Here is a 15085-nt window from a genome sequence, read left to right on the forward strand (position 1 = left end):
TAAAATCATTTCCTCCTCTGTGCGCCTCTGCGTCTCTGCGTGAGATAAAAAAAATATTTAACTTCCCACCAAAAAAATTAATCACAGGTAAGATGACACAGAGTCAGCAAATCAATACACTGACACCATTCGTGCAAATACCATTTTGGAGTTTAAAATGACCATTACCAGCACTCCACAAATAAAGCCATTATCAGACACAGAATTACAGAAAATCAACGCCTACTGGCGTGCAGCTAACTATCTCTCAGTCGGGCAAATATACCTCCTCGACAACCCCCTACTGAGAGAACCACTAAAACAAGAACACGTCAAACCCAGACTATTAGGACATTGGGGAACTACACCAGGACTAAACCTGATTTACGCCCACCTCAACCGAGTCATTAAAAAGTACGATTTAAGTACAATTTACATAGCAGGCCCTGGACATGGTGGCCCCGGACTCGTCGCCAACACTTACTTAGAAGGAACTTACAGCGAATATTACCCCAACATCTCCGAAGATGCTGGAGGGATGCAAAAACTGTTCAAACAATTCTCATTTCCTGGTGGTATTCCTAGCCACGTCGCCCCAGAAACCCCTGGTTCTATTCATGAAGGGGGAGAATTAGGTTATGCATTAGTTCACGCCTTTGGTGCTGCTTTTGATAACCCTGATTTAATTGTCGCTGCGGTTGTCGGAGACGGAGAAGCGGAAACCGGCGCATTAGCTACCAGTTGGCATTCTAACAAATTCCTCAATCCCGTTACTGATGGTGCGGTTTTACCAATTCTGCATTTGAATGGATACAAAATTGCCAATCCCACAGTATTAGCACGGATACCCCATGAGGAATTAGAAAGCCTGTTTATCGGCTATGGCTATAAACCTTACTTTGTCGAAGGTTCTAACCCTGTGGATGTTCACCAAAAAATGGCAGCAGTATTAGATACCATTATTCCTGAAATTCAAGGTATCCAAAGAGAAGCGCGGGTACATGGATTCAAAGAACGACCGCAATGGCCGATGATTATATTGCGGACTCCTAAAGGTTGGACTGGTCCGAAAGAAGTTGACGGGAAGAAAACAGAAGATTATTGGCGATCGCACCAAGTCCCCTTTGGTGATATAGCTGGTAAACCGGAACATCTGCAACTTCTAGAAGATTGGATGAAGAGTTATAAGCCAGAAGAACTCTTTGATGTTAACGGTACACTAATTCCCGAACTTGCAGAACTAGCACCCCAAGGTCAACGTCGCATGGGAGATAATCCCCACGCAAACGGTGGTATTTTGCTGCGTGACTTGATTATGCCCGAATTTGAAGATTATGCTGTACCTGTTCCTTCTCCTGGTAAAGCGATCGCAGAAGCTACTAAAGTTAGTGGTAAATTCCTGCGGGATATCATGAAACTCAACGAAGAAAGCCGCAACTTCCGAGTTTTTGGTCCTGACGAAACCGCATCAAATCGCATAGACCCAGTATTAGAAGTCACAGACCGCACTTGGGTTGCTGAAATTCTCCCAGAAGATGACCATTTATCACCCAACGGTCGAGTCATGGAAGTCCTCAGTGAAACCAATTGTCAAGGCTGGTTAGAAGGCTATCTCCTCACAGGTCGTCATGGTTTCTTCTCCTGTTACGAAGCATTTATTCACATCATTGATTCCATGTTCAACCAACACGCCAAATGGTTGAAAACAACTAATGAAATTCCCTGGAGAAGACCTATAGCTTCTTTAAATTATCTGCTAACCTCCCACGTTTGGAGACAAGACCACAACGGTTTCTCTCACCAAGATCCCGGTTTTATTGATCATGTAATGAACAAAAAAGCCGAAATTGTTCGCGTCTATCTGCCACCTGATGCTAATACTTTGCTATCTGTTACTGACCATTGTTTAAGAAGTCGTCATTATGTCAATGTTATTGTTGCCGGCAAGCAGCCAGCATTACAATATTTAGACATGGATTCGGCAATTAAACATTGCACCAAAGGCTTAGGTATTTGGGAATGGGCCAGCAGTGATTTAGATGGAGAAACAGATGTAGTCATGGCTTGTGCTGGGGATATTCCTACTTTGGAAACTCTGGCAGCAGTAGATATTTTGCGTCAGAACTTCCCAGATTTAAAAGTGCGGGTAGTGAATGTAGTTAATTTGATGAAACTACAGCCACAAAGTGAACATCCTCACGGTTTAAGCAGCAAAGATTTTGATATTATTTTCACAACTGATAAACCGATTATCTTTGCTTTTCATGGTTATCCTTGGTTAATTCATCGCCTCACTTATCGTCATACCAACCACAAAAATCTTCATGTCCGTGGTTATAAGGAAGAGGGAACAACAACCACACCTTTTGATATGGTGGTGATGAATGATTTAGATAGATTCCACTTGGTAATGGATGTGATAGACCGTGTACCAAAATTAGGTTATAAAGCTGCTTATGTGAAGCAAAAACTGCAAGATAAGCTGATTGAACATAAGCATTATATCGAGACTCACGGCGAAGATATGCCAGAAATCCGCGATTGGAAGTGGACTTATTAGAATGAGAATGTAGGGACGTTTTTTGTAAATGTCTCTACTTTTTTTGAGGGGAATTTTTTAAACGCAGAGGGACGCGGAGGTAAACGCAGAGGTTCGCGGAGGTTTTTGTTATATTGAAATTAGTTGGGTTGGAGGTTAATGGAGATGACGCAGGAGTTAATCGACCTCAGAAATAGTATTTTAGCAGGGCGTTATGCTGATGCTTTGGCTATTGTTGACGAATTAGAGGGGATGAGTAGACAAGCTATTTTACGCAATATCCAAGCCTTTTTAAGGATTCTGTTAATTCATTTGATTAAGAATCAACTGGAACAACGATTAACTCATTCTTGGGTAGCTTCAATTCGTAATTCAGTCACGGAAATTAAAAGACTGAATCTTAAAGATAATAAAAAATCATATTATGTCAACTTAGATGAATGGGAAAACTTAATTTTAGAAGAAGTAATAGAAGAAGCGATCGCTAATGCTAGTGAAGAAGTTTTAAACGGTGCATACAATCAATTTCAACTAGGAGAAATGGTAGATAAAACTGATTTAGTACAAACAGCCTTGAAATTTTTACACCTAACTTATGAACATTCAGCTAAAACCTTACCTGCTGCAATCGCTGAAGTTTTGATCCAATTACCAGGAGGAGAAAATTGGATGAACCGGAAAAATTAAATTTTGCATTCCTTCTTGTCCAGAAATTGAAAACTTTTTTTAATGTGCATCAACTATAAATTAGCAAAACATATTTATCGTAGATTGGGTTGAGGGACGAAACCCAACATTTCCTCTTTATATTTTAAAATTAATGTCGGGTTGCGCTACTACACAAAATGAGCGATCGTAAAATTAAATACCTTTTAGCAGTGACTGCCTAAGCAGCAAATTCAGGTTTTACTACTTTTTACAAAGCACGTAATCAAAAGTTAAACTACAAGTAGGGCAATACCACCATTTTCTAGTTGCTACATCCCACTGCCATGCACCAGTTTCAGATCCGAGACTTTTAATTTCAAAATCTAGTGCATATCTATAGCCAACATATTTGCAGTAGGCATTTGCCCCTCTCTGTTGTGCATCAGCATCACCACCATTTTCTCCTTTTCTAGCAACTTCTACTGGACCTCCTCTTACAAGAGGATTTGAAAACATTTGCTCTTCGGCTAAACCAATTTTAGCTGTTCCTATGATGAAAGTAGTCGTTAAACCCGCAACAGATAATAATAAACCTGCTTTTCTTCTAAACATTATTAGAAACCCTCTAAATAACTTAATTTTTGAGCCATTAATTACAATTTTTACACCACATTTCAGGTAAATGAGGTATAAACTAAAACTGAAAACTCAGATGATCAGAGGCTTTCCCTGCCGTCTTCTATCTTTGGATAGATATTTCTAATATTAAGTATGCCAAAATATTATCTAATCGTTAAAATTGTTACAAATATACATAATTGAAAATTTTAATTCTCTGCGCCCCTCTGCGTTTTAATATTAAATCTTGTGCAGTTTGACAGAAATAACTATCCAATTCAAATAGTTTCAAAATAAATACCTATTAAATAAACTTTCCTACCTCCTGCCTCCTGCCTTCTAGCACTAGTAGGATAGATTATCCCTCACCTGACTCAAATATTAAAATATGCCAGCTAAATCGGCTTTATGCCTTTTGTGACTGTAACGATCAGCTAAGTCAGATTAGAATTAACCCGGCCAATCATCCTTGGTTGCAGTTCCAAAAACAGGAGGTTTAATTTTGACGAAGTTGAAAGTTGGTATCAATGGATTTGGTCGTATTGGACGGTTGGTACTTCGTGCTGGTATTACTAACCCCAATATTGAGTTTGTGGGAATTAATGATTTAGTTCCACCTGATAATCTCGCTTACCTTTTAAAGTATGACTCTACACACGGTAGATTAAAAAGTAAGGTGGAAGCTAGAGAAGATGGAATGGTCATTGATGGTCATTTTATCCCTTGTGTGTCGGTGCGAAATCCGGCGGAATTGCCTTGGGCTAAATTGGGTGTAGATTATGTTGTGGAATCTACAGGACTTTTCACAGATTACGCTGGTGCAGAAAACCATCTCAAAGCAGGTGCAAAGCGGGTAATACTTTCTGCACCTACCAAAGAACCAGACAAGATAAAAACAATGGTGATGGGTGTAAATCATCATTTGTTTGATCCAGCAAAGGATTTAATTGTTTCTAATGCTAGTTGTACTACAAATTGTTTAGCGCCTATTGCTAAAGTTATTAATGATAACTTCGGTTTAGCTGAAGGGTTAATGACTACAGTTCACGCGACGACAGCCACCCAACCCACAGTAGATGGCCCCAGCAAAAAAGACTGGCGCGGTGGACGGGGTGCGGCTCAAAATATTATTCCCTCAGCTACGGGTGCAGCGAAAGCGGTGGCTTTGGTGTTACCAGAATTGAAAGGTAAGTTAACTGGTATGGCTTTCCGAGTTCCCACACCAGATGTCTCGGTGGTTGACTTAACTTTCAAAACTACTAAAGCTACTACTTACAAAGAAATCTGTGCGGCGATGAAAAAAGCATCTGCTGGTGAGTTAGCAGGTGTTTTGGGCTATACAGATGAAGAGGTAGTATCTACAGATTTTCAGGGTGATACTAACTCTAGCATCTTCGACGCAGGTGCAGGAATTGAACTTAATTCCAACTTCTTCAAAGTTGTCTCTTGGTATGACAACGAGTGGGGTTATTCCAACCGTGTTGTTGATTTGATGTTGTCAATGGCACAGAAAGAAGGATTGATTTAGGTGATTGGTAATGGGTAATTGGTAATGGGTAATTGGTAAGAGTTTCTCTAATTACGAATTACGAATTACGAATTACAAACCAGGGCTTAACGGGGTGCGCTACTTTACCGTTACTCCCTAATTTTTTTATGCGTCGAACTAAAATTATCTGTACTGTTGGTCCTGCTACTTGTACACCTGAAAAGCTAGAAGCTTTGGTGAGGGCGGGAATGAATGTGGCGCGGCTGAATTTTTCTCATGGGGCTTATGAGGCTCACGCCCAAACTTTTCACCATTTGCGGCGCATTAGTAGCGACTTACAAAGACCGATCGCTATTATGCAAGATTTATGTGGTCCGAAAATCCGTCTGGGGAAGTTACCACCGGAAGGACTGATGTTAGAAGCTGGTAGCGAAGTGACTTTTCTGTTGCAAGATAAGGGTGAAACTATTGATGAATTACCCCTACCGCTACCCACTTTGTTTGCAATGGTGCGCCCTGGTGAACCGATTTTAATTAATGATGGTCGGGTGAAATTGACTGTGACGAGTCGTGATGCTGATAAAATTCGCGCTCATGTCAATACTGGGGGTTTGGTTTCGACTCATAAAGGTGTGAATTTACCCGCAACTCCTTTACCTGTAAGTTCGATTACAGAAAAGGATTTAATGGATTTGCGGTTTGGGATTCAGTTAGGTGTAGACTGGGTGGCAGTTTCTTTTGTGCGATCGCCCCAAGACCTCGAACCAGCCCGGAGAATGATTGAAGCCGCTGGTGCAAAAATTCGCCTCATTGCCAAAATCGAACGCGCAGAAGCTGTACAAGAGCTAGATTCTATTCTCGAAGTTGCTGACGCAATTATGATTGCTCGTGGTGATTTGGGAGTCGAAGTACCGATTCATCAAGTCCCCCTGATTCAAAAGGACATTACTCGTCGTTGTAATCAAGCTGGTAAGCCTGTTATTACAGCTACCCAAATGTTAGAGTCGATGATTAGCGCCCCTGACCCTACCCGTGCAGAAGCTACCGACGTTGCTAACTCCATTTTAGATGGTACGGATGCAGTCATGCTCTCTGGAGAAACCGCTGTGGGGGAATATCCCATTGCTGCCGTTCAGATGATGCACAATATCGCTGTGGAAACAGAAAAGGCGCTCAAACCAGGTAGTAGACATTCTTGGAATCATGAAGCTGGTCTTCTGAGTGTTACCGAATCAGTAGCACAAGCAGTTTGTCGTATTGCTTATGAAACTGGTTCTAAAGCAATTCTTTGTAATACTACATCAGGCAGTACAGCTAGACTTGTTTCTAAATACCGTCCTCTGACTCCTATTATTACCCTCACATCTGAGGCCACTGCTTACCGACAGTTAGCACTATCTTGGGGTGTAGAACCTTTGCTAATTCCACCGGTTTATAATGCAGAAGAGATGTTTACCAATGTGGTCAACACTATTGTGGAGATGGGTTTTGCGAAAAAAGATGACAAGGTGGTCATTACCTCTGGTGTCCCAATTGGTATGTCAGGAACAACTAGTTTAATTAAAGTGCATTCTATTGGACAGCCAATTACAGCATGAGACATCTAAAATGGGGCTGAGGAAGGAAGCAGTTTCTACCTTGCTTAATCGGCTTTCATTAGGCAATAGTTAAGAAAAATTGCCAGAATCGGAATTTTGTGGAAGATGAAAGAGTTTAAATAATTGGGGATTGGGTAAATCCTAAACCAAAAAAATCACGGAGTATGTTATGCCTAAGAATTTACTAGAACAATTGCGGGCAGTAACCGTTGTAGTGGCTGATACTGGCGATATCCAATCTATTGGCAAGTTCAAGCCCCAAGATGCTACCACCAATCCCTCACTGATTACCGCTGCGGCACAAATGCCGGAATATCAAGAAATTGTTGATCAAACTTTACTCAAAGCTAAGAAAGATGCGGGTGCAGGTGCTACTCAATCACAGGTAGTTTCTCTAGCTTTTGACCGTTTGGCGGTATCTTTTGGATTAAAGATTTTGCAAATTATCCCCGGTCGGGTGTCTACAGAAGTAGATGCTCGTTTATCCTACGATACAGAAGCTACTATCGCTAAAGCACGGGATTTGATTGCTCAATATAAAGCTGCTGGTATTTCTAAAGAGCGCATTTTGATTAAAATTGCTGCTACTTGGGAAGGTATCAAGGCTGCGGAAATTCTGGAAAAAGAAGGTATTCACTGTAATCTGACTTTACTATTTGGTCTTCACCAAGCGATCGCTTGCGCGGAAGCTGGTATCACTCTCATTTCTCCTTTCGTTGGTCGCATTCTCGACTGGTACAAGAAAGATACCGGACGCGATAGCTACCCCTCTGCTGAAGACCCTGGTGTATTGTCTGTAACTAAAATCTATAACTACTACAAGAAGTTCGGTTACAAAACTGAAGTTATGGGAGCCAGCTTCCGTAACCTTGGCGAAATTACTGAACTTGCTGGTTGTGATTTGTTGACCATTTCTCCTGGTCTATTGACAGAATTGCAAAATACTGTCGCCGAACTACCCCGCAAACTTGACCCTGCGAAGGTTACAGGGTTATCTATGGAAAAAATCTCCGTTGATAAAGCCACCTTTGACAAGATGCACGCCGCTGACCGGATGGCATCTGATAAACTTGCGGAAGGTATTGATGGTTTTACCAAGGCTTTGATTTCTTTAGAACAACTACTAGCAGAAAGATTAGCTCGTTTAGAAAGTGAAAAGGTGACAGCGTAATCATTTGAGATAATTGAGCTACCTTATACCTTTTTAAGGAGTTCCAGAAAATAAATTATCCAATCTTGTGGGATGGGCATCCTGCCCGTCCTTTCACTAATTACCTATTTTGGTACAAAGTTGTAGCCAGTGGGTGTAGTGGAATCTGGTTGTATCTGAACTATCACAGCTTTACCAATTCTATCGCCAGTGCGATCGCCCCATGATAAAAACTTAATTGTCCCTGTAACACCTGGAAAGGAAAAATTATTAGTCAAAGCCTTTTCAATATCTATTCTCGTACTACCTTTTTTTTGGATAGCAATAGCCACCGTTTTAGTAGCATCAAAAGCCGTAGCTGTACGCCAAGTAATTAAACTTTGTTCACCCCAAAGGTGTTTAGCATTTTGCACAAATTCTTGATTATCTGCAACATTAATGTTCCAAGGAACTGCCAATATCATACCATTAACTGCATTACCAGCCGCAATAGTTTTTTGAGTTTCTAAACTGGGATTTCCTAATAATAATAACTTGCCTTGATTACTTTTAGCAATTTCAAGAGCTTGATTAATTCTGTCAACTTGAGGATTAAGGAGAATAGTATTTACATTTTGCTCAATTGCATTTTGAATAATCTTCTCACTTTGGAAATTTTCAGCAGCGAAATCACAATTAATATCATTAACTAATTCCAAGTTTCTACTATTCATAGCATTAACAAAAGCTCGATCAAAAGACTGGTCTGTGGCTTTAGAATCACTACAAATAACAATCTTACTGTTTTTAGTGTTTTTGGCATATTCAGCCAGAGCTTCCGCAGTAGCATTAAAACTAATTACAGTCCTATAAATATAATTACCATGAGTTCGATCTTGACGATCTGTTAATTTTGTAGAGCTACTAGTTGGGGAAATCATCACCAACTTTCCAGCTTGATATATATCAGCAGCAGGTACACTGGCATCACTACTATTATGACCAACCACTGCTAAAATATCCGCATTTTTTACAAATCTGTGAGCGATTTCTTTAGCAATTTCTGGATTATTATCATCATTAGCAATTTGTATTTGTAAAAACTTACTATTCACTCCACCATCATTATTTATCTCTTGTTGCGCTTGTGCGACTCCTCTAAGAATTTCTTGCGCTACAAGAGGATTATTACCTATAGGTACAGCTACACCAATTTTGATTACTTCTTTATTAGCAATCTTCGCATTTTCTAAATATATTCTCGCTTCTGGATCATGGGGATACTCCTGTAAATAAGTAGTAAATCTTCTAATTGCTTGATGATAATTTTTCCACCAAAATAATTTTACGGCTTCTGGTTTATCTAAATTAGTCAACGAACTAAATAATATTTTATCACCATAACTAAACCGATTCTGCAATTTGATTTCCTTTAAACTCAGCCAGAAAACAGCACCAATTATTACTAATGACATCGTAGCTATGATTGACTGTACAGCTATCTTTTGTAAATTACGAGGTTGGGGATATTTGAGTAATGCTGCGGCTGGATTTTGAAAGATTACAGGTATCCAAGAAGCACAAGGATATTGATTTTCTAATTCTTCCTGTAAACGCACACGCGCTTGTTGAACAGAAGTATATAAAGATTCACCAGATGCAAAAACTGTGAGAAAATATTCTAGAAAATGTTGAGCGACAATATCAGGAACAGGTTCTCGCATCACAATTGTATAAGGAATTCTCAAATCAGCTAAATTGCGTGCTAATCCTAATCCATCACAAGAATTAAAAATTGCTAATTTCAATCCTTTTTTAACAGCGTATCCCAGAGAATGACGCAACTGTAAAAGTGATAAACTTTCATTGTCATTAATTTGAATTTCTCCCCAACTATCACCTTCTTGACTACAACTATGTCCAGCAAAAAATAAAATATCCCAAGATTGATTCCATAATTTATTTACTATTTCTTGACGTGAAGGTTGCAGCAAAGGTTCAATAATTGCACCTGGTAATTTTGCTGTCAATGCTTGTAAATCTGGTTGAATATCAATTCCTTCACTGTTCCCTAAAATAGCCAGAATTTTCACTGGAGTTTTTAATTGGATTTTTGATGGTTTATACTCTGAACTAATTACAACCTCTGGTTGAATATGAGTGGTATGAAATATTTCCCATAAATGCCAAGGAAGTCTTCTTAACAGTGAATCTTGTGTTTCTAAAATAAAGCGGACATTATCCCATTCACCGATTTTTTGTAAAAATTGCCTTTCTAATTTTCTTACAGATGGTTGATTTAACCAATCATTAAAACTAGATTGAAATTTTTGAGCAGCAGTATCACAAACTTCTGTAGTAGATACATTAGTGATTTGCGTTTGCGGAACAGTAATTAACCAATTCCCAGGCAATTTATAATAAGCTGATTGCCATTCATAATAAGTTTGAGGAATTTCTAAAGCCGACGGAAACCTGCCAGAAATTTCTGCGAAATGGGGTTTACCGTCTTCCCCAATTCTGATTTTGACCGGAAATCCTGTTTCAAAACTACCTTCCCCAATTTCAAATATTACCAGCTTACCCACTGTTGTTACCTTAATTGATTCGTCTGATTAAATGACAAATTTTTCTGTGCTAGTCTATGTAGGTTGGGTTGAGGAACGAAACCCAACAACTCTTACTATACTACCGCTAATGTTGGGTTTCACGTTGTTCAACCCAACCTACAATTTTCTTAACTAAACCGTATTGGTTTAAATGACAAACTTTTCTGTAATGATTGCATTATTTAGAGTAACCCGAATTTGGAATTTTTCACCTAATTCAGCACAAAATTTTAATTGGATGTAATTATCTCTTTGTTGTCTAGCTTGAACTTCTAAAAATGGCTGTCCATTTTCATATAATCCTGCTAATAATAAATCTGTTGGTAAATAAGTCTGATTTCCCATTGGATATACTCGCAAAAGCACAGCAAAACTTTTATCTACTTTGGGTAAAATAGCCACCATTAAAGCTACAGGATTTCCCGCTAACTGCATTCCTAAATCCATAATCCTTCTAGCAGTAATTACAGGATGATTTGGTGCTATATTCCATAAAACTTCTGCTAGAGTCCAACGAATTTCTTCATCATTGGTAGTTTGTAAAAGATGAACAAGAATATCCGTTACTTCTACATCTGAATTAGGTAATAATGTTGATGGCAAGATTTTTTCCCAACTGCGCTGGGGATATAATTGTTCAATAACTTGCCAAACTTTTTTGGGTGTGTCTATTTCAAATCCCCGCACTTTTAAAGAACGAAAGGCTAATTGCGGACTTTTCTGTAAAGCTAATTCCTCAATACTTTGCCATTGAGATGTATATATTCCCTCTAACCATTGTCTTAATTGTACACCTGAAAATTGATGGTAATGTTCTATGAAAAGTTCTAATGGTTGTAACTGTTCTAGGTTAATTTCTGTTGTGCTAACTTGTGGTAAAAATCCTCTAATTTTGGCTTCTTGGCAGGTTTTATTAATTTCAACTACCACATAACCAAAACGATTATTCGAGACTTCAGGAGGAACATAACAAACTTCTTCTCCTGTTCTGATATATCTACATTCTAAATGTCCGATTCCAGTTAATACTAAATCTGCCACATCTGCACCCATTCTTCCCCAGCAATCCCAACTATGACTAGCTTCTATGGCTGTAGAAATATCTAACATTTGCAAATAATTATTTACAACTTGTACAGCTAAAGTATTCAGATATACTTGTTTAGCTTTTTGTTGATTTGGTTGTTCTTGGGCAAATTGTAAGGCTGTATCTCGGAACTTTGCGGAAATAGGAATAGAAATGCTTTGCTGTTCAGTAGGATAATTCATGAGGTACTATATATCAAAATAACCTTCGCTATCAAAATAAGCTTGAGATTTACCAAAATTGAGGAGACGGGGAAAGCACTGACGTTGATAGAAATTGCTGAGAGTTGCTACAGGTATACCAAACTCTACAGATAAATCTATCCAAGATGTTTCCGGTGGTAAACGACGAGCAATTAAAACGTAACAATTAACATCAGGACGATCTCTTATATGAATACGTTGTAGTTCGAGAGAATTTGTTTTTAACCATTCTTTAATTTCATTTAATATTGGTCTTGGTTCTGGTGGTGCAGGAATTAAATTTGTAGGATCTATTTGTTGTTCATTGTCTTCTAGGAGTAAATCAAATTTATTTTTTTGTTCATAATAATTATTTTTTTTATCTTGCAATCGATAACCTAAGTAATTATTAATCCAAGTGATAACGCTACTTTTCTCAGGATTATAAGATTCTTTTGCAGTAGTCGCTTCACAAAGATTTCGGCAAAAAAACCACCAAGTTTCCTGTAAAGCTTCTTCTGCATCAGGTATACCAACTCCGCGCAATAATTTACCAGTTTTTTGAATCAGTAAAATAATTTGATTGAGTCCTTTTTGACGGGCAAGACTACCACTAGGATGTTGACAGGTTTCTTGAATAAGTTGGAGGATTTTTGCTTCTAATTCATCCATTTGATTAGGTTAATTTGATCGTGATACATAATACTATTCTTTTGAGATTGCTATAAAGCGGCAAAAAACATTTTCCCCTATTTTCGATCAATGTTTATCTTCTGAATTAAATCGAGAATATATTGATATTGGACTATTTTCCCTTGTTGTTCAAATAGTTTAGATGCTTTTTGCAAATCAGCGATTGCACCTTTCTTATCTCGTGATTGAAGGTGGGCAGCACCTCGGTTATAGTAAGCTTCTGCATAGTTAGGATTAATACGCAGAGCTTGATTAAAATCTTCTATCGTCCCTTTCATATCTCCCAATTGAGCGCGGGCAAGACCTCGGTTAAAGTATGCTTCTGCCAAGTTAGGATTAATACGCAGAGCTTGGTTAAAATCTTCTATCGCCCCTTTCATATCTCCCAATTGAGCGCGGGCAAAACCTCGGTTATAGTAAGCTTCTGCCAAGTTAGGATTAATATGCAGAGCTTGGTTGTAATCTTCTATCGCCCCTTTCACATTTCCAGATTCACGACGGGTAACACCTCGGTTAATGTAAGCTTCTACATAGTTAGGATTAATACGCAAAGCTTGATCAAAATCTTCAATCTCCGCTTGCTTATCTCCTGAATAATTGTGGGCAAGACCTCGGTTATAGTAAGCTTCTGCATAATTAGGATTAAGACGTATAGCTTGGTTGAAATCTTCTATCGCCCCTTTCACATCTCCCGATTCACAACGGGCAGCACCTCGGTTACAGTATGCTTCTGCCAAGTTAGGATTAAGACGTATAGCTTGGTTGAAATCTTCTATCGCCCCTTTCATATCTCCCAATTGAGCGCGGGCAAAACCTCGATTTTGGTAGGCTTGTGCAAGGTTAGGATTAATACGCAGTCCTTGGTTGTAATCTTCAATTGCTCGTTTTATATCTCCTGATTCACGTCGGGCATTACCTCGGTTAAGGTAAGCTTCTGCCAAGTTAGGATTAATACGCAGGGCTTGGTTGCAATCTTCAATTGCTCCTTTAAAATCTCCTGATTCACAATGGGCAAAACCTCGGTTAAGGTAAGCTTCTGCCAATTTAGGATTAATACGCAGGGCTTGGTTGCAATCTTCAATTGCTCCTTGCACATCTCCAGCTTCACAACGGGCATTACCTCGGTTACAGTATGCTTCTGCAAAGTTGGGATTAATACTTAGAGCTTGGTTGTAATCTTCCATCCCCCCGTTCATATCTCCCGATTGAAGACGGGCAAAACCTCGGCTCAAATAGGCTTCTACAGAGTTAGGATTAATACTTAGAGCTTGATTATAATCTTCCATCGCTCCTTTCATATCTCCTAATTTACTGCGGGCATTACCTCGGTTACAGTATGCTTCTGCAAAGTTGGGATTAATACTTAGGGCTTGACTGTAATATTCCATTGCCGCCTTCATATCACCAGATTGAGCGCAGGCATTACCTTGATTGTAATATTTAATTGCCTCTTTCACATCTCCTAATTCACCGGGTGTATTACCGCCATCCTCACGAACACTACTACTTTTACTAGTTACTGGAATCGCTTTTTCATCCTTGTTATGGTCAGAACAGTTTTTACATTCCTGTATAAATCGGATAACTCTTTGTTTTCCTCTAATCGTTGTAACAATAAACTCTTGATAAGTCCAGTTGAGGGTAAATTTTTTGCAGTGAGGACATTGGCGATTATTAATTGCTAAAATTATTTTTGAAAAAAAAACTAGTACAAATAACCCAGCCAGTATAATTTGCCAATTGTCCCAGAAGTTACCTTGTTGCCAATTAGGTTTAGTGATATTGAGAATGTTGCTAGGAAATGTAATCTGAATTTCTAAGTTTTCTTGTGCTTGAATAGGCTGAGTAGCAACAAACTCGAATGTTTTCGGATTTACTTGACGGGCTGTAGCCGCAGTACCAAAATTTTTAAACTCTAAGACTTTACCAGATAAAGCTTCCGGTAATTGTACCTGAACTTTTGCTGCTTGAACTGGGGCTTTGCGATCTGCAAAAATCGCTTTCCAGTAAACCTGAGTATTATCATCATTAATTTGTAATCCACCAATTAAACGATATTTTACAACAAAAGTATGTGTTTCTGGCGGTTTTAATTCATGTTGCCAACGAATCCAAAATTGATTATTTTCAATTCCTGTTTCACTAGGAATGATTTGATTATTTTCTTCAACTGTTACATCTTTAATTTCATCAACTTTATCTAAACGAATATAGCGATATCGTTGATTTGAGTAATCAGATTTGAACACATATTTTTGTTCTTCTGTAATCAACATATCTCCGTTGGTTTGTACGTCAATGTTAACGTTGATATAGTCCCAATAAAACGGTAATTCCTGGGCAAAAGCATGAGTAAATGTAATTAGAACTGTCATTAATACAGCTATTAAAGAAAACCCAATTCTTCTCATCAAAAATTTATTCATATTTTCCTTTTCTCTGCGTTCTTTGCGCTACGCCAGTTGCTATAAGTCGGCAGAGCCGCCCAACGCACTGGCTCCTCTGCGTGAGACA

General features: G+C 38.7%; 10 protein-coding genes. 5 read left to right on the forward strand and 5 right to left on the reverse strand.

Annotation, left to right across the window (positions count from 1 at the left end; all coding sequences use genetic code 11):
* Positions 1-157 precede the first annotated feature (157 nt).
* Both H6G68_RS16810 and H6G68_RS16815 read left to right on the forward strand, forming a co-directional pair.
* On the forward strand, positions 158-2539 hold the full coding sequence (locus H6G68_RS16810; RefSeq protein ID WP_190907665.1) for a phosphoketolase family protein: 2382 nt from the start codon (positions 158-160) through the stop codon (positions 2537-2539).
* A 144-nt stretch (positions 2540-2683) separates the two neighbouring features.
* The gene (locus tag H6G68_RS16815; protein WP_190907666.1) at positions 2684-3205 is read left to right on the forward strand and encodes a DUF29 family protein; all 522 of its coding nucleotides are present in this window, start codon (positions 2684-2686) and stop codon (positions 3203-3205) included.
* A 222-nt stretch (positions 3206-3427) separates the two neighbouring features.
* Here the strand turns inward: H6G68_RS16815 and H6G68_RS16820 are convergent, their stop codons facing one another.
* The gene (locus H6G68_RS16820; protein WP_190907667.1) at positions 3428-3778 is read right to left on the reverse strand and encodes a hypothetical protein; all 351 of its coding nucleotides are present in this window, start codon (positions 3776-3778) and stop codon (positions 3428-3430) included.
* A 508-nt stretch (positions 3779-4286) separates the two neighbouring features.
* Between H6G68_RS16820 and gap the strand changes: the two genes are divergently transcribed.
* The 3 genes from gap (at position 4287) to H6G68_RS16835 (ending at position 8042) form a co-directional block, all read left to right on the forward strand.
* A complete protein-coding gene (gene gap / locus H6G68_RS16825; protein ID WP_190907668.1) occupies positions 4287-5312 on the forward strand; it encodes a type I glyceraldehyde-3-phosphate dehydrogenase in 1026 nt (341 codons plus the stop codon).
* 128 nt (positions 5313-5440) lie between these two features.
* Positions 5441-6871 carry a pyruvate kinase gene (pyk, locus tag H6G68_RS16830; RefSeq protein WP_190907669.1) on the forward strand — a complete coding sequence of 477 codons (1431 nt, stop codon included), beginning with the start codon at positions 5441-5443 and terminating at the stop codon, positions 6869-6871.
* Positions 6872-7040: 169 nt separating this feature from the next.
* A complete protein-coding gene (locus H6G68_RS16835) occupies positions 7041-8042 on the forward strand; it encodes a transaldolase (protein ID WP_190907670.1) in 1002 nt (333 codons plus the stop codon).
* Positions 8043-8146: 104 nt separating this feature from the next.
* Here H6G68_RS16835 and H6G68_RS16840 read toward each other — a convergent pair whose 3' ends face one another.
* From H6G68_RS16840 to H6G68_RS16855, 4 genes are all read right to left on the reverse strand, one after another.
* Positions 8147-10588, reverse strand: a complete 2442-nt coding sequence (locus tag H6G68_RS16840; protein ID WP_190907671.1) for an ABC transporter substrate-binding protein — start codon at positions 10586-10588, stop codon at positions 8147-8149.
* A 168-nt stretch (positions 10589-10756) separates the two neighbouring features.
* Positions 10757-11878, reverse strand: coding sequence for a DUF1822 family protein (locus tag H6G68_RS16845; RefSeq protein ID WP_190907672.1), 1122 nt, complete (start codon positions 11876-11878; stop codon positions 10757-10759).
* A 6-nt stretch (positions 11879-11884) separates the two neighbouring features.
* Positions 11885-12550, reverse strand: a complete 666-nt coding sequence (locus H6G68_RS16850; RefSeq protein WP_190907673.1) for a sigma-70 family RNA polymerase sigma factor — start codon at positions 12548-12550, stop codon at positions 11885-11887.
* A 77-nt stretch (positions 12551-12627) separates the two neighbouring features.
* A complete protein-coding gene (locus H6G68_RS16855; protein ID WP_190907674.1) occupies positions 12628-14997 on the reverse strand; it encodes a tetratricopeptide repeat protein in 2370 nt (789 codons plus the stop codon).
* Positions 14998-15085: the final 88 nt, after the last annotated feature.

It is taken from the genome of Anabaena catenula FACHB-362 (assembly GCF_014698735.1).
Classification (GTDB): Bacteria; Cyanobacteriota; Cyanobacteriia; order Cyanobacteriales; family Nostocaceae; genus Anabaena; species Anabaena variabilis_A.